The following is an 18666-nucleotide window of genomic DNA, read 5'->3' on the forward strand; positions in this document are numbered from 1 at the left end:
CCACCACGTCTACAGCCACCGACGCACCCTCAATCTGTTCAAGATGGAAGTGAGGGAATCAAGCTGACCAAATCACAAACTCGCCGGGGCCCTGCCACTGACCCCGCTACCTTAAAACTTCCTGTGAACCGTGACAAGATCGGTTCAATACGCGCGGTACATTTTCGATGTGCCGCGCGTATGCCGCGAATATGCCGTGCATTTCGTACCTTCCACGTGTACATCCACTAGTCGCAACACGTGGAGTAAACGTGGCCTCACTGTCCATGAAACCCCCGCAGGCGGCGCCACCGCCCAGAAGAAGGACCCGCCTGAAAGCCGGTGTGGCGGCGCTGACCCTGGCCGTAGGCGTTTCCAGCCTGCCAGGCGTTCCCACGGCATCCGCCACGACGGTCCCGCCCGCCGCCAAGCGGGCCGCCGTCCCTGAGCGCGTCACCGAACGTCCCGACCGCGTCTCGGCGGCGCTCGCGGCGCGCCTGCAGGGCAGTCGCGTCCTGATCACCGGCGAGACCACCGAGTCCAGCCAGACCTACGCCAACGGGGACGGAACCTTCACCGCCGAGACCGTTAGTGGTGTGGCCCGGGTCCAGAAGAACGGCCGCTGGGCACCGGTGGATCCCCGGCTCTTCGACGCGGGGAACAGCGTCCTGAAGGCCAGAGCCGTGAAGCCGGACTTGGAGTTCTCCGCCGGAGGGCGGACGCCGTTCGCGAAGATGACCCGGGAGCCGGGCAAGTCCCTGGCGTTGTCCTGGCCGTCTGAGTTGCCCAAGCCGGCCATCAAGGACAACACGGCCACCTACACCGGGGTCGCCGGGCCGGGCGGGGACCTGGTCGTCACCGCCCTGCCCACGGGCATGCGATTCGACATCGTGCTGCGGGAGCGTCCGCGCGGGCCCGTGGAGTTCAAGGTCCCCCTCAGGACCGAGGGGCTGGCCGTGGGCACCACCGCGGACGGCCGCCTGGAGTTGACCGGGGGGAAGAAGAAACTGGTCGCCGCCGCGGCCGCGCCCGCGATGTGGGAGGCGGCAACGTCCGGCAAGGTCGCCGCGACTCACGGGCGCCGGGGTGACCGAGGCCGCCTGGGCAAGATCACCGGAACGGTGGAGGGCAAGGACGGCGGCCAGGCGCTGGTGCTGCGCCCCGATCCGGCGTTCCTCGCCGACCCGGCCACCAAGTACCCGGTCACCGTCGACCCGACCGTGCTGCTGCCCCTCAACGACGACACTGATGTCAGCAGCATCTTCGTGGACGACAACAACTCCGCCGGCGAGTTCATGAAGGCCGGCACCGAGGCCACCGGCGACAAGGATCGCGCCTACCTGCGGTTCGACACCACCGGCCTGCCCTCGGTGATCACCGCCGCCCAGCTCGTGCTGCGCAACGTGGACGCCCCCTCCTGCGGCCCCACGGTCGGTGCGGGCATCCAGGTCCGGCAGGTGACCAGCGCCTGGGACGGCTCGCTCATCGACTGGTCCCCCCAGCCGACCAACACCACCACGGGCGCCGTCACCAGCACCGAGGGCTCCCAGGCCGGGGTGTGCGGTAGCGGCTACATGAAGTGGAACGTCACCGGGATCGTCCAGGCGTGGGCCGGCGGCGCCGCCAACCACGGCCTGGTGCTGCGCGCCGCCTCGGAGACCGCGACCGCGAACTACCGTGTGTTCACCTCCTCCGACGAGACGATCGAGTTCAACAGCCCGCCCAAGCTGGTGATCACCTACACCACCCCGCCCACCCTCGGGGCCCTTTCGGTCTCGCCGTCGGCCGGATCCCAGACCTCCTCGCGTACCCCGAGCCTGAAGGCGCAGCTCAACGACGCCGACGGCGGCGTGCTCACCGGTGAGTTCCAGGTCGAGCACGACCCGGTCGTCCCGGCCCAGGGCACCGGATTGATCTGGTCCGGCTCGGCCACCGGCGTGCAGGCCGGGACGACCGGTTCGGTGACCGTCCCGGCGAGCACCCTGACCGACGGCTGGAAGGTGCGCTGGCGAGCCCGCGTCTACGACGGCACCACCTACTCGGCCTGGTCGGGCTGGCAGTCCCTGGCCGTGGACGCCACCGCCCCCGCCACGCCCACCATCACCTGCGCCTCCTACGCCTCCGGCGTATGGTCGGCCAAGCAGGCCGCTCCGGTCGGCTGCACCGTCGACACGACGGCGAACGACGCGGTCGAGTACGCCTGGGACCTGGACGACCCGGCCGCCACGGAGAGCAAACCCACCACCGCCGGCAACCCTCAGACGATCACCATCGACCCGGCCAACGGCTGGCACACCCTCTACGTCAAGGCCCGCGACGCCGCCGGCAACAGTAGCACCACGGCGTCCTACACCTTCGGCGTCGGCGTCGGCGACGTGGCCAAGCCCCTGAACGAGGACCGAACACAGGCCGCCGTCACCCTGGCCGCGCGTGCCGAACCCGGCCGCACCGGCGTGCGCTACGAGTACCGCGCCGACGTCAGCGCCACCGGCACTTGGACGACCATCCCGACCGCCCACGTCACCGTCCCCGGCTCGGGCACCCCGATCTCCGCCTGGCCGCAGACCCGCGCCAACACCGCCCAGCCGTTCGCCGACCTGACCTGGGACGTGGCCGCCACCATGACCGCCGCCTCCCGCGGCGACGGCCCCTTACAGCTACGGGCCTGCTTCACGACGGGCACGATGGAGAGCTGCTCCGACCCGGTGACCATCACCTTGGAGGCCACCGCCTTCGGCGCCTCCTACGCCACCTCGCAGCTCGGCCCCGGCACCGTGTCCCTGCTCACCGGCGACTACTCGATCAGCGCCAGCGACGTCAACGCCTTCGGGCTGTCGGTCGGCCGTGGTCACACCACCCTGGCGCCCGCGACGGCTTCTGGCGCCAACGGGGTGTTCGGACCCGGCTGGTCCGCCTCCTTCCCGGGCGGCGCCTCGTCGGTGTCCGGCATGACGTTCGAGGATCATTCCGCGCAGGGATACGTGGTCTTCACCGGCGCGGACGGCTCCCAGCTCAACTACTCCGTCCAGGCTGGCGGCACCTTCGCCGGCGTCAGCGACACCAGCGACGGTTCCCAGGTGGTCAAGGACTCGGCCACGCAGTTCACCCACACCGACGCTGAGGGCGTCAAGACGGTCTTCACCCTGGCGGGCGGCAAGTGGGGCGTCAGCTCCATCGACGAACCCGGCAGCGAGAACACCACGGCTTACACGCGCGATGGCCAGGGCCGCGTCACCCGGATGCTCGCTCCCGTCCCCTCCGGCGTCACCTGCACCACGCTGGTCGCGGGCTGCCGCTCCCTGGACGTCACCTACGCCACGACCACGACCGCCACGGGTGTGACGTCCGGCTGGGGCGACTACGCTGGCCAGGCCAAGTCGATCAGCTATACGGCCTACGACCCCGCCACCTCGGCGATGAAGACCACCACGGTCGCCACGTACTCCTACGACGCCACGGGTCACCTGCGCACCGCAACCGACCCACGCACCAACCTGGCCACCACTTACGAGTACAACGCCCAGGGCAGGATCTCCCAGCTCACCCCGCCCGGCCTCAACCCATGGCGCGTCGAGTACGACACCTCCGGCCGCCTGGCCCACGTCCAGCGAGAGGCCGGCGCCAACGACCTCACCCAGGCCGTCGCCTACGGCGTCCCGATCAACTCCCCGATCGACCTGACCGGCGCCACCTCCGCGACATGGGGCCAGTCGGTGGACCTGCCGCGCGTCGGCGCCGCCGTCTTTCCCGCCTGGCGCGTCCCGGCCCGCGCGGGCAGCGGCGCGTACCAGCCCGCCGCCGCCGACTGGGAGTACAGCCAGCTCATCTACGTCGACGTCAACGGTCGCGCCGTCAACACCGCGGCCTACGGAGCCGGCGCGTGGCAGATCTCCACCACCCGCTACGACGACAACGGCAACACCATTTGGGAACTCACCCCAGGAAACCGCCTCCAGGCCCTGACCCCCACCGCCGACACCGACCCCTACGTCCGCGGCCTCACCAGCTCGGCCGCCCGCGCCGACCTGCTGTCCACTACGGCGACCTACAACGATGACGGTGATCTGCTGGCTCAGGATGGTCCCACCCATCAGGTGAAGCTGGCGTCCGGAGCCCTCGTTTCGGCCCGGCAGCGGACCACCAACACGTACGACGAGGGCAAGCCCGACCCCAACATCAAATATCACTTGGTGACCACCACAACGGTGCAGCCGGTAGTGGTGGGCGGCACAGCCGCCCCCGGGACCGCCGACATACGAACCACCAAGATCGGCTACAACCCGATCGTGTCCGGAGACACATCCGGCTGGGAGTTGTTCGCCCCGACCACGCAGACCACGGTCATGCCCGGCGGTACGGACATCGTCCAACGCACTCGGTTCGACGCGGCAGGCCGCGATATCGAACGCCGCATGCCCGCGTCCAACGGCTCTGACGCCGGGACCACCATTACCAGTTACTACACCGCCGGAACTCACCCGTCAGTGTCCGCTTGCGGCAACAAACCACAATGGGCCACCCTGCCCTGCCGCACCGCCCCTGCAGCCCAACCCGGCGGGCAGACGATCCCCACCGCCACGATCACCTATGGCTACTACGGCCAGAAGGCCACCGTCACCGAAACCTCGGGCACGGTCACCCGTACCACCACCGTCTCCTTCGACACCGCCGGCCGCCCAAGCAGCCACGCGTTGACGGTGACTCCCGCCTCCGCCGGTGGCACCGCGGTTCCGGACGTCACCTTCGCCTACAACGCGTCCACAGGTTTGCCGACTATGTCGAGTATGGGCGGAGCCACCGTCACCACCGGCTACGACGCTCTAGGCCGCGTCACCTCCACCACTGACGCCGACGGTAACTCGTCGATCACCACCTACGACATCTCAGGCCGTGTGGCCACGCTGAATGACGGCAAAGGCACATACACCTACGCTTACGACGGAACCGACGCCGCCGGGCAGGCCGAACGGCGTGGCTTGGTGACCAGCGTCAGCACCGGCACCCCGGGCACGTTCGGCGCGGCCTTCGACGCCGACGGTCAACTGCGCACCCAGAGCCATCCGGGCGGGCTCACCGCGTCCTGGCGGTTCGATAACGTCGGCAAGCCGTTCCTGCTGACCTATACCAAGAGCGGTAGCACGTGGCTCGAGTTTGCCGCAACCTCCGATACTGACGGCCGCGTCGTCTCGCAATCCGTTCCCGGCGGAAGCAATCAGACGTACGCTTACGACGCCGCCGGACGTCTGACCGCTGTCGCCGACAGCTACGCCGGGTCGTGCACTACCCGCCTGTACGGCTACAACCTCAACACCAACCGCACCAGCCAGTCCGCCTATCCAGCTGCGGCAGGTGGGGCGTGCAGTACCAGCACCACTCCCGTCACCCAGACCTCCTCTTTCGATACCGCGGACCGCGCCACCAACACCGGCTACACCTACGACGCGTTCGGCCGCACGACCGTTGTTCCGGCCGTCCACGCTTCTGGGGGTGTCGACCTGGAGGTGGCTTACCACGCCAATGACATGGTGGCCTCCCTCACCCAAGGTCTGCTCACCCGGGAGTTCACCCTTGATCCCCTGGGCCGTATCCGCGCGATGACCAGCAGCGGTGGACTGGTGTCCGGCACCATGACCAACCACTACACGTCGGGTGGCGACTCGCCCGCCTGGATCGCCGAAGTCAATGGCACGTGGACCCGTAACGTCACCGCCTTCGACGGCATGGCGGCCACGCAGTCAAGCGACGGTACGGTCACTCTTCAGCTCGCCGATCTCCACGGTCATGTCGTCGCCACGGCGAGCAACAGCAACACCGCAACCGGAATCAGCTCGTATTTCGAACAGACCGAATTCGGCATACCGCGTGCCGAAAACATCACGTCCCCGAACAGATACGGCTGGCTCGGCAATGCGCAGCGCTCCATCGACTCACTCGCTGGCATCGTTCTCATGGGCGTCCGGCTCTATAATCCCACCACCGGCCGTTTCTTGCAGGTCGATCCCGTCGTCGGTGGCAGCGCCAACGCCTATGACTATTGCAATGCCGACCCCATCAACTGTCGGGATCTCGATGGGAGATGTCCGGGCGGGTGGAAGGCATGGGCCTGTGAAGGTACCGTCGCGGTCGCCCAGTTCGCCGTCGAAGGGCTGATCCTGGCCGGGTGTGGTGGGGTCACAGGCGGCGTCGGTATCGTCTTGTGCCAACTCGGTGCCGCAGCCGCGGGAACGGCGATCGGCTACTGGGTAGAATCTCTCTGGGACAAGAACTTCAACTGGAACACTATGTGGTCAAAGGTGTTCTGGAGCTTCACCAAGGCGTGGGGCATCGCGGCCGGCGTCGACAAGTTCCTGAGGAGCCCCGTAGGCAAGAAGTTCGTTAAAGTGATCCAGTCTCTAGCAGTGCGGCTGGGGCAAGTGATCGCTAAGGCCGTCCGCTGGATATTGGGTACAAGGGCGGGCAGGCAGGCTGCGATTATCGCCAGCGCCCTGATCGGTTACATCGTTTCCGGTATTTACAGTGTCCAACGCGCGAAAAAATAGGTAGGGTCGTATAGCTTCGCGGGGTGCGCCCATGGCTGTGGGTGCACCCCGCGTGTACGAATGCTGCGCCATCCGGTGCAGGAGAATCGAGGAGATGGCGATGAGATGGCTGGCATGGACCAAGAGCAGGGTGATCGCCGTGGGTTGCTGTGGTCTCGTATATGTGGGCGCAGTGGGTAACGCGGTCTTTGGAGATCAACAGTCGTGGGCGACGGGGCTCGTGAGAGGCCTCGTTCCGACAGCTCTGGTGGCTGCTTTATTAATCGCCTCTGAGTGGGGGCGTGGCGCTGCGAAGGGGCGCGGCGTCAAAGATCACAAATCATCTGAATGAGAGCATGGATGGCTGTTGTCGCCTGATGTCCATCCATCGGATATTTGACCGCAAAGCGTGCGCTCTACCTATACGTGATGGAGCATTGAATCCACGATCCCAGATCGTCAACCGGCCGGGAAGGACTCCAGCACGGGTGGCGGTCACGATAACGCGGGCTTGATACGTCGGCTGATAGGTGATGACTCGGGGAAGCCGGGGTGGTCGGTGCTCGTCATCCACTTCTGTGGGGCGCGGTATGAGGATCGGCCGGTGGATTCGCCATGTTCGTTCTGTTGTCGGCCAATTCGTATTTTGAAGGAGAGCGTCCGATCCCCTGGGCGCTTACGGCGAGTATAGGCCTCGGTGTTGGCGTCGTGTTGACGCTGACGTTCAGTGACGTGATCTCAGCGAATTGCCGGTAGGTAGTCGTGCTCGAAATGAGTGAGGACAAGCGCCGCGCGGGCGATGTCGCCGATTCTGGCGGGGCTGATGGTGATGTGCTGGAGGGTCCGCCAGCGGCCTTTGAGCAGGGCGAATCCGCGTTCGCCGAGGCGGCGCAGGGCTCGTAGGAGCCGGTTGTAGGTGCGGTTGTCCGGGCTGAGCATTTGATTGTCGGAGGGTTGTTTGATCGGCGTGTGGATGCCGGCGCCGTCGTAGCCGCTGTCGGCGAGGGTGGGCAGGCCACGGGCGGCAGCGGCGTACAGCGCGCCCAAGACGTGCGTACGGGCGGCGGACAGCTCGACCTCGGCGATCCACAAGGCAGCCCGCCCGGCGTCGACAGTGCCTGCAGGTTGCCGGCGTGCTGGTGGGCCTTGCCCGAGTACCACACGTCGATGGGCTCGCCCTTGACACTGATGGCCTGCTCGGCGCACCGGTCGATCGGGATCAGAGTGCCGTCCAGGATCACATACGCCAGCCCGTCGGCCTGTGCGCGGTCGAGAGCTTCGGGCAGATCCGGTTCCTGAGCTGCTAGAACCTCGATGCCCTCGTGAATGTAGCGGTAGGCGGTGGCCCGGGAGACGCGGTGATCGCGGCCAAGCTTGGGGATGTCGCGCTCGCCGCGGAACCAGCGCAGCACCATGACCGCCTGCCGGAACGGGGTCAAGGCGCGGCTGTCTTTTGGGGTGCTGCGCAGTCGGCGCTCTTCCTGCAGGAGTCGTGCGACGTAGTGAACGAGTGCGCGGGAGACGTCCAGCGTGGCACGATGAGCAATCACGTGGAGCCTTACGGCTGGTGAGATTTCTTGTGGTGAGAGCTCTTCTACCGGGGGCTCCACGCCTGTTTCCGGCCTTCGGCGACTCCTCCCGAAAGGCCCGGTACGCCACCAGCAGCGTCCAAGAAATCCCAATCATCCGAATTATTTCGTTGAGATCACCTCATTCACATTGGTGCTGGCGGGGCCGGTGGACCAGCAGAGTTGGACTGGGCATCCTTTGGTGAATACGTAGCGTCGTTTCTCAGCGATGAGAGTCGAGCAGATGTACGTCTGAAGCTTGCGGCGACTGAAGCTGACGAGCGGCACGCTTTTGTAGGCTTGACCTTCACCACGCCCTGGCCTGCCTATCATGCGCTCGACCAAGCCTACAGCGGCTTGCCGCCCGAGCCTCCCCGCTTACCAGCCGAGATCACTCACCTGTGGGTCTGGGCCTACCCCCTGGGTCGGTGTATCGGGTGGTTCCCGGACCAGGGATGGTTTGACCCGCATCGAGGGGCACCTTACGCCCAGCCATGCAGAAGCCGCCGCAGGCTACCGGACTCGAACCGGCTCATCCCCGTGAAGGGAGTCAGCAAGCTGATACGATCTTTCCCATTCGCCTTTGCCTGCGACGGCCCATGCAGCCTATGACGGTGCAGAACCGACGTCGACGGATTAATCTCCGACCGTCTCCCGCCGCTGTGGCCGAGTTTTGGGTCGGCCATCACACCGGTACAGGTCGACAATCGCGCTGCGGTCGACCACCACACGGGGTTACGGGCGATCGGAGGGCCGGGGCTTCGTGCCTCAGCCCCGGCCCATCGAGCACGGTCGCGCATGACGGCCCTTGCTGTACAGAGGGGCTCACGTTGGGGGCCAAGCGAAATGGGTCTATATGACAGAATCCCCGACATGCTTAATACGGTGAGCAACAATGATCTTGCGGGTGCTCTCTATTTCACTCTCGCCCTGGTCAACGCTGGTTTGGCACAAGGCAAGTGGCGTTCGGGCTTCGGATGGTGGTTGCTTTCTCTCTTTCTCGGGCCACTCGCAACTCTGCTTATCGTGGTTCTCCCACGCCCGAGGCCCTACCGCACAAATGACGAGTGATAGCCCTGGGTCAGGACTTCAGGACATCGGGGGTTGCAGTTTGGGTTGCAGTTCAGGGTGATCCAGAGCCGTTCAGATCAGACCGTTTGTACCCGCTGATCTGCCTTGAACTGTCCGGAGACTGTTCCCTGACGAGGGTACCGCCGTGCCCGTCGCGTGCCCGACGGAGCGGGGAACAAGGGGGAGGCGCGGGGAACGCGATCAGTGCGCTGATCTGCGTTTTCGCAGGTCGGGCAAGATCGGCTTACGTATTTACAAGCAGGATGTCAGGGGTTCGGATCTCCTAGATTAGATCCCGTCAGTCAGAACGCTCTATGCATCTGGTGATCGGCTGAGGTGCCGACCGTGTGGGTAGACCTCGGTTGTGTCTACAGGTCCGCCGGTGAAGGGATGGCGATCAGACCCAGCGTGGCGATCTCGGTGAGTGCCTGGCTGGAGAGATGCCGGACCTCAGCCCATTCGGGATCGGTGGCGAGCCCTTCAGGGGTCCACTTGTCGGCGTTGGCCTGCCCACTCATCTCTGCCAAGCGGTCGTCGATGCGCTGCAACAGGTCGTGAAGCACTGGGGACAAAAGTCCTGGCGATCGCTCGTCAACACTCCACGGTACCCACCCGTTCGCCCAGTCGAAGTCGAGCGCCAATTCGTCCACGTGCCACTGGTGCCGGTCAACCCACGCGACCTGTTCGTCAGCGGAGGCGGCCAGCATCACTAGGGTCTCCGCCAGTCGCAACACCGAGGCCGGCACGTTGGGCATAGTGTCCAGAGCCTCCAGTCGGGGGTCAGAACTCATCGGCGCAGACATAGCGACGATCTCATCTTTCCCTGCCCGATGATCCTCCGGTAGACCTACGAAACCGCTCCCGGTGCGCTCCTGTACATCAACCGCTACATTAACCCGGGCTCACACCTGCCCATGCACCCACATATCAGCGATCACCTGGAGTCCAAGTCAGGCCGTAACGCCGCGGCCCGCGATCATGGTGCCTACTCCTGAAAAGCGGAAGGTCGATGCACTGTGCCCGTTGCGTGCCCGATGTGTGCGGTGATCAAGGGGGAATCACGGGGAGCAGCGCTCCAGCGTTCAGTGCGGCGGAGAGGCCGGTGACGACCTGGTCGTGACGCAGGTGCCGGTGCAGCATGAGCACTTCGATCAGGGCGCGAGTGCCCGCGGCGTCGCCGTGCGCCTTGCAGGCGGCAGCCCACCATGCGTCGTGAACCGGGGTGAACCGTCCGGCCGCGCGGGCTTGCTCCAACGCGGTGGCACCGGGCAGCGCGCCCCGGCTTCCGAAGAAGGACCTCAAGGTAGTGGGTCGAGGTCCACGCGGGTGGCGCCCTTGGTCATCAGCCGTGGCGGGCGATCTCGGTCTTGCCGTCGAACACGACCAGTTCGCCGGCGTGGAGCAACACCCGGACCTGACGGCCGACCATGCGGGCCGGGACGGAGTACTCGTTCATACGGACGGTGACCTGGGCGTACCGGTCGACGCGGGAGTTGAACCGACGGCCTGTCTCGAACGGCTCGGCTGGCAGCGGCGCGAGGAGCGGCTGCTCGGTAGCGAAGTGCTCCCCGACCGTGCGGGCCCGGGACCCGATCCGACGCGCATCGTCGGCTTGATCCCAGGCGTCGACCATGGCGTTGAGCTCGGCGAAGGACTCGACCTCGGGGACGAGGTGGTTGCGGCGGAACCAGCCGATCTGCCCCTCGAAGCCGCCCTTCTCGTGCGCCCCCTGGATGCCGGGCTGACAGTAGAACGCCTTCCGTAGTGCGAGCGGAACGCGGTCCACCTGTCGGCTTCGACCCGTTGCCGGCTGAACCCGATCACGCTGGCGACGGCGGCCTTGAGATTGTCGTAGCGGATCTTCCCGGTCGGCACCCCACCCAGCACATCGAAGGCGTAGGCGTGGCCCTCGAAGAACGCCTCCTGCCCAGCCGAGGCGCTGATCCTGTGCACGGCCTTACCGGAGTAGGACAGTCGCAGGCTGAACAGCGCGCATGTGACCAGCTCGCCGCGCAGCCGGATCGCGACCTCACCGAAATCGACCTCGGCCTCCCGATCGGGCAAGTGCTCCTGAGGAATGAAGGCGTTCGCGGGTTCACGCCCGGCCTCGATGCGGATCTCACGCCGGCGGGTGGCGACGTACTCCCGCACCATCCAGTACGACACCACCCCGACCGCGTCATGCTCGTCGAGTAGCCGGTCGAAGATCCGCTTCGCGGTGTGCCGCTGCTTCCGCGGGGCGTCGAGATCGTCGCGCAACCAGTCGTCGATCACCTCCACGTACGGATCCAGTCGGGATCCGCGCTTCGGTGGCGGCTTCCTGGCCTTGGCCACGCCGACGCGAGCGCGGCAGCGACCGTGCGGTAGCCAACTCGGTGCTTCCGCTGGAGCGCTCGGTTCGACAGTCCAGCACGGGCGTCGCGCCGGATCGCCGAATAGAGCTCGACGCGGGAGCCTGCGGGTGACAACCCAGTTCACCGACACCGCTGGGTGCTCGAGATACGCCCCGGCCGATCGGCCATAAGCGCTCCGCGCGTCATGGAGGCTCGCGCCCGGCGAATCAGGCAGGGCCGCAAGTCACCGTCCCAGAGGGCGGTACCGGAGGAGTACAACACCGTTTCCGAATCGGCGTTCATCGATGAGCTCGAGGTCGGCGCGCGCGTCGGTCGGTAAGGCCTCCTTTCCCCCACCAAGGACAGTGGGCCAGACGAACAGCTGGCACTCGTCAACCAGCCCGGCCTTGAATGCCTGGGACGCGAGGTTCGCACCCCCTACGGTGATATCGCTGCTGGCCGCGGCCTTCAGTTCGCGCACCGCGGTGGGGTCGAAGTGGCGTTCGATTCGGGTGTTGGCGGTCGACGCGGCGGTCAGCGTCGTGGAGTAGACGACCTTGTTCGCTGTCTGCCAGGCCGTCGCGAAGTCGGCCATGAGGTCGGACTGTGCCGCTAGCGTGGCGTCGGTCTCCCACACGGCCATGGTTTCGTAGAGGCGCCGCCCGTAAAGGAACGTGCCCACGGGTTGCAGGAGGTTTGTCTGGGACCGGAACACCTCGGCGTCCACCGGGCCGAAGTCGAAGGCGCCACGCTCGTCCTCGATGTAGCCGTCCAGAGTCACATTGGTCACGTAGATCAGCTTGGTCATGCCACGACACCTTCACGATCGGCCGCGATCTGGGCACTTGTTAGCGTGGCGTCCAGCTTGGTGAACGCCTCGAGCCAACCCTGCTCGCTGGGGCCCGCCAGGTGCGGTGGGAGCCACTGGCGGATCTCGAGTCGCGTGCGTCCCTCGCCCTCGTCGTGGAACTCGAATCGGAATCTTGTTGCGAACGGCTCGATGCCCTCCTGCAGTTGGCCGGCTACGTGCATGACGCCCTCAAGCAGTTCGCCGTCTGTGACGTCTGTGAGGTTGATGTAGATGTGAATACGAAGGTCTGGCTCGTTGGCAGAGACCTCCGTCCACCGCTGATAGCCGCCGGGACGCACGTCGAAATCGATCTCCTCGCGCGGCAGCGAGTTGCCCATCGGGCCCCACCACTCCGCCAGGTGGTCTGGATCGGTGAAGGCTCGGTAGACGAGCTCACGTGGCGCGTCGAACACGCGCGAGATAGCGAGTTGCCGAGTTTCGGTTTCCATTAGAGCTCCTGGTCATCGGGGACCTTGGGGTCGTTGGCCATCCGGTCCGTTGCGCGTTCGGCGGCCTGCACCGCGGCAAGGTGGGCATCGAGGCGGGTGAGGGAGGAGTCCCAGAAGCGCCGGTAGCGATCGATCCAGTCGGCCGCGTCGCGCAGTGGGGCGGCCTGGAGGCGGCTCCCGCGCCACTTGCCCGATCGTGTCCGCGAGATGAGCGCGGCGCGCTCGAGCACCTTCAGGTGCCGCGACACCGCCGGCATCGAGATGGAGAGGGGAGCGGTTAGCTCGGTGACGGTGGCGTCGTGTTCGGCCAGCTCGACGAGGATTGCCCGTCGAGTCGGGTCTGCGAGCGCTGAGAACACCGCGCTGAGCTGGTCAGTGCCGGCCATCCGAAGTCTCCCTTCATTTAACCAACATGTTAAATGAAACGCGACTCACGCTCTGCTGTCAAGGGAGGCGTTCACCGGGCCGATCAGTCGAGAAGAGGCGGGAGCCGAGGAGTACGGCACCCTGCGAGGGCGGCGGGTCTGGATCAACGGTCAGAACGTCGCCGCGACCAACACCGGCTTCTCGTGGACCTTCCACAGCGGCCAGCCGGCTCCGGCCACCGTCGTGCGCGCCACCGGCTACGGCGAGGAGTCACTGACCTGGAAACTGACCAACCCGATCCTCACCATGAAGCTCGGGTCCACGACCGCCGGGACCACGGTCAACTCGGTCGACTGGAAAGTGGTCCATCAGCCCAGCGGCACCACGGTGGCGACCCCGAAGGGCATCGAGGCCAAGGTCGCCCTGCCCGTGCCCCCGCCGAGTCAGGTGGTCACCTACGACCTCTACTGCACCGTCGACCTGACCGGCCTGGACGGCAAGCACCACACGGTGTCGATCACCTACCCGAACGCCGGTGTCGCGCACGTCGGCTGGAGCGGCAAGGCGCTCCTCGCCGCCTTCCTCATAACCGAGGACAGGAACGTCGACCCGGTCACAGGCACCGTGACCCTGACGGACAACCTCATCTTCCAGGGCGCCGGATGACGCGGTCGATCCGTACCTGGACGCGCCGGGCCGACCTCGATCACCGGGGGGCGGTGGTCAGGCCGGGCGGGGGGCCTGGGCGTGCCAGTCGGGTGTCTCGGCGCCGGGCACCGTGAAGGACCCGAAGTCGGTGGTGTCCCGGAAGGCAGGCACGGTGTAGAGATCCCGGGCGTACGCCCACAGGTGCGGGTACTCATGCAGGCCCGGGTTGATGGCACGGTGGGCGTTGGGTCCGGCGTCGTAGCGGACCAGGGTCACCCACAGCCGGATGTCGGCCTCGGTCAGCGTCGAGCCGACCAGGTATCGCCGGGTGGCCAGCCGCTCGTCGAGCGTGGCGAACGCGTCGAGCAGCGCGGCGCGGGCCCGCGCGCCGTCCGGGCCGGGCCGGCCCGCCGCGGCGGCGCCGTGGTTCACCGCCGGGCCGATCCAGGCGTCGAGCTCCTCGATCTCGTCGCGGTGCCGCTCGGGGTAGGTGACCACGAGCGGCTTGGCGAGGTGCCGGAACAGGGTGCCGAGGTCGATCCCGATGCCCTTGAAGTCGTTGCTGACCACGGTCGCGGTGGCCCGGTCCCACAGCGTCGGCACCGAGATGTGGCCGTCGTAGCCCTCCTCCGTCGCCTCGTAGGCTTCGCGCAGCAGGGTGAAGCCGTTGACCGGGTCCGGCCCGTACCGCTCGCGGAACGCCCAGCCCCGTCCGTCGCGTGCGTTGTCCACGTACGAGACGCTGACGACGTCGTCGAGGCCGGCGAGGGCACGGGCGATCGTCACCCGCTGCGACCACGGGCAGAACCAGCCCGCGTACAGGTGGTACCGGCCGGCGCGCGGCGTGAAGCCGGCCGGGCCGTCCTCGGTGATCCGCCCGGTGAATCGGTAGAGCGGGCGGGGGTCGTCGGCCCTGCGGGTGATGCGGTACTCCCCGTAGGTCGTGGTGTCGACGGGGCCGGCCAGCTTGAACTGCGACAGGTTTGACATGGGATACCTTCGAGAATCGAAGCACTGGAGCCGCTCCAAACCCTACTTGTCATGTAGGTTTTAGGTCTAGCGTCCGCTTCGCGGTCGTTCGGGGCCGGTGGGGCGTGGCCCGCCCGCGTCAGGTCGGCGCGGGGCGATCGGCCGGCGGTTCGAAGCCGGGTTTCTCGCGCAAGGTCGCCCGGTGTGGTCCGGCTTCACGGTCCCCTGCGCGCCGAAGGTGGGCAGGTCCGGGGCGAAGGGCGCCGTCCTCTGGGGGTCGAGGGTGGGTGGTCCGGCGGGTCCGGTGGACCGGGGCCGCTGAGCGGGTGGGGTGCGCGGTGGTCAGGCGTACCGCCCGCCGGGGATGGCCGCAAGCAGCTCGCGGGTGTAGGCGTGGGCCGGGCGGTCGAAGAGCTCGCCGGTCGTGCCGATCTCGACGATCCGGCCGGCCCGCATGACGGCCACCCGGTGGGCGATCTGCCGCACCACGGCGAGGTCGTGGGAGATGAACAGGTACGCGACGCCGGTTGCCGCCTGCAGTTCGGCGAGCAGTTCGAGGACCTGGGCCTGCACCGAGACGTCCAGCGCGGAGACAGGCTCGTCGCAGACCACGAGGTCCGGGGAGAGCGCCAGGGCCCGGGCGACGGCGACCCGCTGGCGTTGCCCACCGGACAGTTCCGCGGGCCTGCGCGCGAGCACCGAGGCGGGCAGCGCGACCCGGTCGACGAGCTCGCGGGCGCGCGCCCGCCGGGAAGCCCGGTCGCCGACGCGGAACACGCGCAACGGTTCGGTGATCACCTCGCTGATCGTGAAGCGCGGGTCGAGCGACGCGTACGGGTTCTGGTAGACGAGCTGGGCACGCCGGCGCAACCGGCGCAACGCCTCCCCCCGGGCCTGGGTGATCTCCATGCCGTCGAAGGCGATCCGCCCGGCGCTCGGCTCCACCAGGCGCAGGACCAGGCGGGCCGTCGTCGACTTGCCGGAGCCGGACTCGCCGACCAGGGCGAAGGTCTCACCCCGGTCGATCGAGAAACTCACGTCGTGCACCGCGCGCACCGACCGCGCGGCGCCGCCGGCCACCCGGGGGAGCGGGAACTCCTTGGCCAGGTTCTCTACCGTCACCAGGGGCCGGCCGGTCACCGCCGCGCCAGGAGCGGGCCGCGGCGGTGCGCTCGGGCGGGCGACCGCCAGGCTTGGGGCGGGCCGCGGCGGTGCGGCCGGGCGGGCGACCGCCAGGCTCGGGGCGCTACGCAGCAACCGCCGGGTGTACGGGTGGCCCGGTCGATCGAGGATCCGCCGGGCCGGTCCGGCCTCGACCACCCGCCCGCGCGACATCACCACGATCCGTCGCGCCCGGTCGGCGGCGATGCCGAGGTCGTGGGTCACCAGCAGGACGGCCGTGCCGAGCTCCTCGGTCAGGCTCTGGATGTGGTCGAGGATCAGCCGCTGGACGGTGACGTCGAGCGCGCTGGTCGGCTCGTCGGCGATGATCAGCCTCGGTTCGGCGGCGATCGCCATGGCGATCAGCACCCGCTGCCGCATCCCGCCGGAGAGCTCATGAGGGTACTGCCGGGCCCGGACGGCCGGGTCGGGCAGACCTGCCCGCTCCAGCAGGTCGACGGCGTCCAGCGGCGCGGAGCGGCGGTCCGCCAGGCCGTGCAGCCGGCGCACCTCGGCCACCTGGTCACCGATGCGCCGCACCGGGTTGAGCGACACGGTCGGGTCCTGCGGGATGAGGCCGATCTGAGCCCCCCGGATCGGCCGCAGCTCCCGCTCGGACAGGCCGGCGAGGTCCCGCCCGCCGAACCGGATCCGGCCGGCGTCGATCCGGCCGGTGCCGGGCAGCAGGCCGATGACCGCGTGCGCCGTCGTGCTCTTGCCCGAGCCCGACTCGCCGACGACCGCGACGATCTCACCGGCGCGGACCGTCAGGTCCACGCCGTCGACGGCCCGCACCACCCCCGACCGCGACCGGTAGGAGACCGCCAGGTCGCTGATTTCGAGAAGGTTCTCCGGACCGCTCGGCGTGCTCATCGCTGGGTCGTCAACTCTCCGTCGAGGGCGCGGGCGATCCGGTTGGTGGCAAGGACGGTGGCCGCGACCACCAGGCCGGGCAGCGTCGAGAGCCACCACGCGTTCGCCAGGTAGTTCCGCCCGGTGGAGATCAGGGTCCCCCACTCCGGGGCGGGTGGCGGGGCGCCGTACCCGAGGAAGCTGAGCGAGGAGACGGCAAGGACCGCGATGCCGAATTCGAGGGTGGCCAGCACGACCACCGGGCCTATGGCGTTGGGCAGCACGTGCCGGAGCAGGACCGAGTACCAGCGTGCCCCGATGGAGCGGGCGGCCTCGACGTAGAGGGACTGACGTACCCGCAGCACCTCCGCCCGCATCACCCGGGCGAAGCCGGCGACGCTGGCGAGACCGACGGCGACGGCGACCTTGACGGTGCCGAAGCCGAGCGCGGTGACCAGGGCGAGGGAGAGGAACAGGGCGGGTATGGCCAGCAGCACGTCGACGATCCGCATCAGCACGTCCTCGACCCACCGGCCGGCGAAGCCGGCGACCAGCCCCATCGTGCCGCCGACGACGAAGGCGACCCCGACCGCGACCAACGTCGCCTTGAGGGAGAGCGCCGCGCCGTGCACGACCCGCGAGTACAGGTCCCGCCCGAGTTCGTCGGTGCCGAACCAGTGCTGGGCGCCGGGGCCCTGGAACCGGTCGACGGGTACCCCGAGCAGGGGGTCGCGCGAGGTGAACAGCGCCGGCCAGAAGGCCGCCAGCACGACGAGGACGACCACCAGGGCGGAGAGCACCAGCCCGGGACGCCGCAGCAGGAACCGGGCCAGCCGCCGTACCTCGGAGCCGACGATGACGCCCGGCTCGACCGGTTCCGGGTGGCGCGGGCGGTCCGGGTCCGGCCCGGTCCCCGGCACCACTTCGCCGGCCAGCGATTGGCTCATCCGGTGCTCCTTGGCCGGGCGGCGGCGACCACGATCCGCGGGTCGAAGAGCGGGTAGACCAGGTCGACGGCGAGGTTGACCGGCACGAAGGTCAACGCGCCGAAGACCACGACGCCCTGGACCACCGGGATGTCCTGCACCGTCACGGCGCTGACGGTCTCCCGGCCGACGCCGTTGCGGGAGAAGACCGTCTCGACGACGACCGAGCCTGCCATCAGGTTGCCGACCAGGACGCCGGCCATGGTGAGCGCCGGCAAAGCGGCATTGCGCAACGCGTGGCGCAGGTGGACCCGTACCCGGCCGGCGCCCTTGGCCCGCGCGGTCTGCACGTAGGGTTCGCCGAGCGTGGTCAGCAGGCTCTTGGCGAGCAACTGTGCGAGCATCGCGCCGGTCGGCACGGCCAGGGTGACCGCCGGCAGGATCAGGCCGGCCGCGCCCTCGTCGCCGAACGCGGGCAGCAGCCGGAGCCGGAACGACAGGAGCTGGACGAGCATCAGGCCGATCCAGAAGGTGGGCAGCGACACGCCCAGCGCCGGCAGCGACACCAGCAGCTGACGCAGCCAGCCGTGGGCGGTGTAGGTCGCGTACAGGGCCAGCGCACCGCCGAGGAGGACGGCCAGCACCAGGGCGGCGGCCGTCAGACGCAGCGTGTAGGGCAGCGCGTCGGCCAGCGTCGAGATCACCGGCCGCCCGGTCGCCACCGAGTCGCCGAAGTCGCCGCGTACCGCCCGGCCGAGGTGGCCCAGGTACTGGACGATGATCGGCTGGTCGAAGCCGTACTCCCGGCGCAGCGCCTCAAGCTGCGCCGGGTCGATGGCGGCCTGGTCGGCCCCGCCCGCCATCGCCGAGACCGGATCGCCGGGCAGGAGGTCGAGCACCAGGAAGGAGACCGTGTAGGCCGCCCACAGCACCACCACCGCCTGCCCGACGCGACCGGCTAGATATCGACGCATGC

12 protein-coding genes and 1 pseudogene are annotated in these 18666 nt (G+C 68.1%); 2 read left to right on the plus strand and 11 right to left on the minus strand.

Annotated features, from left to right (window positions below; all coding sequences use genetic code 11):
- The first annotated feature begins 251 nt into the window (after positions 1-251).
- Positions 252-6518, plus strand: a complete 6267-nt coding sequence (locus ACGFIV_RS32865; RefSeq protein ID WP_392838846.1) for a DNRLRE domain-containing protein — start codon at positions 252-254, stop codon at positions 6516-6518.
- Between the two features lie 717 nt (positions 6519-7235).
- Here the strand turns inward: ACGFIV_RS32865 and ACGFIV_RS32870 are convergent.
- The 7 genes and pseudogenes from ACGFIV_RS32870 to ACGFIV_RS32900 all read right to left on the minus strand — a co-directional run bounded on the left by ACGFIV_RS32870 (position 7236) and on the right by ACGFIV_RS32900 (position 13154).
- Positions 7236-8047: pseudogene (locus tag ACGFIV_RS32870) on the minus strand (transposase family protein).
- 1457 nt (positions 8048-9504) lie between these two features.
- Entirely contained in the window at positions 9505-9891 is a 387-nt protein-coding gene (locus ACGFIV_RS32875) for a hypothetical protein (RefSeq protein WP_392838848.1), read from the minus strand.
- Between the two features lie 292 nt (positions 9892-10183).
- Positions 10184-10390 (minus strand): hypothetical protein, encoded by a 207-nt coding sequence (locus ACGFIV_RS32880; RefSeq protein ID WP_392838850.1) that lies wholly within the window; start codon positions 10388-10390, stop codon positions 10184-10186.
- An 88-nt stretch (positions 10391-10478) separates the two neighbouring features.
- A complete protein-coding gene (locus ACGFIV_RS32885; protein ID WP_392838852.1) occupies positions 10479-10922 on the minus strand; it encodes a hypothetical protein in 444 nt (147 codons plus the stop codon).
- A 791-nt stretch (positions 10923-11713) separates the two neighbouring features.
- Positions 11714-12277 carry a dihydrofolate reductase family protein gene (locus tag ACGFIV_RS32890; RefSeq protein ID WP_392838854.1) on the minus strand — a complete coding sequence of 188 codons (564 nt, stop codon included), beginning with the start codon at positions 12275-12277 and terminating at the stop codon, positions 11714-11716.
- Positions 12274-12768, minus strand: coding sequence for an SRPBCC domain-containing protein (locus tag ACGFIV_RS32895; protein WP_392838856.1), 495 nt, complete (start codon positions 12766-12768; stop codon positions 12274-12276). The genes ACGFIV_RS32890 and ACGFIV_RS32895 overlap by 4 nt, the downstream gene beginning before the upstream one ends.
- Positions 12768-13154 (minus strand): ArsR/SmtB family transcription factor, encoded by a 387-nt coding sequence (locus tag ACGFIV_RS32900; protein ID WP_392838858.1) that lies wholly within the window; start codon positions 13152-13154, stop codon positions 12768-12770. Before ACGFIV_RS32900 ends, ACGFIV_RS32895 begins: the two co-directional genes overlap by 1 nt.
- 223 nt (positions 13155-13377) lie before the next feature.
- Here ACGFIV_RS32900 and ACGFIV_RS32905 point away from each other — a divergent pair, with 223 nt between their 5' ends.
- The gene (locus ACGFIV_RS32905) at positions 13378-13800 is read left to right on the plus strand and encodes a hypothetical protein (RefSeq protein WP_392838860.1); all 423 of its coding nucleotides are present in this window, start codon (positions 13378-13380) and stop codon (positions 13798-13800) included.
- 57 nt (positions 13801-13857) lie between these two features.
- On the opposite strand, the gene ACGFIV_RS32910 is transcribed toward ACGFIV_RS32905, so the two are convergent.
- The 4 genes from ACGFIV_RS32910 to ACGFIV_RS32925 form a co-directional block, all read right to left on the minus strand.
- The gene (locus tag ACGFIV_RS32910; RefSeq protein ID WP_358561279.1) at positions 13858-14772 is read right to left on the minus strand and encodes a glutathione S-transferase C-terminal domain-containing protein; all 915 of its coding nucleotides are present in this window, start codon (positions 14770-14772) and stop codon (positions 13858-13860) included.
- Positions 14773-15093: 321 nt separating this feature from the next.
- Positions 15094-16785, minus strand: coding sequence for a dipeptide ABC transporter ATP-binding protein (locus ACGFIV_RS32915; RefSeq protein ID WP_392838863.1), 1692 nt, complete (start codon positions 16783-16785; stop codon positions 15094-15096).
- Positions 16782-17711, minus strand: a complete 930-nt coding sequence (locus tag ACGFIV_RS32920; protein WP_358561958.1) for an ABC transporter permease — start codon at positions 17709-17711, stop codon at positions 16782-16784. The genes ACGFIV_RS32915 and ACGFIV_RS32920 overlap by 4 nt, the downstream gene beginning before the upstream one ends.
- The gene (locus ACGFIV_RS32925) at positions 17708-18664 is read right to left on the minus strand and encodes an ABC transporter permease (protein WP_358561956.1); all 957 of its coding nucleotides are present in this window, start codon (positions 18662-18664) and stop codon (positions 17708-17710) included. The genes ACGFIV_RS32920 and ACGFIV_RS32925 overlap by 4 nt, the downstream gene beginning before the upstream one ends.
- Between the last annotated feature and the right edge of the window lie 2 nt (positions 18665-18666).

The organism is Sphaerisporangium sp. NPDC049003, assembly GCF_043197795.1.
GTDB lineage: Bacteria > Actinomycetota > Actinomycetes > Streptosporangiales > Streptosporangiaceae > Sphaerisporangium.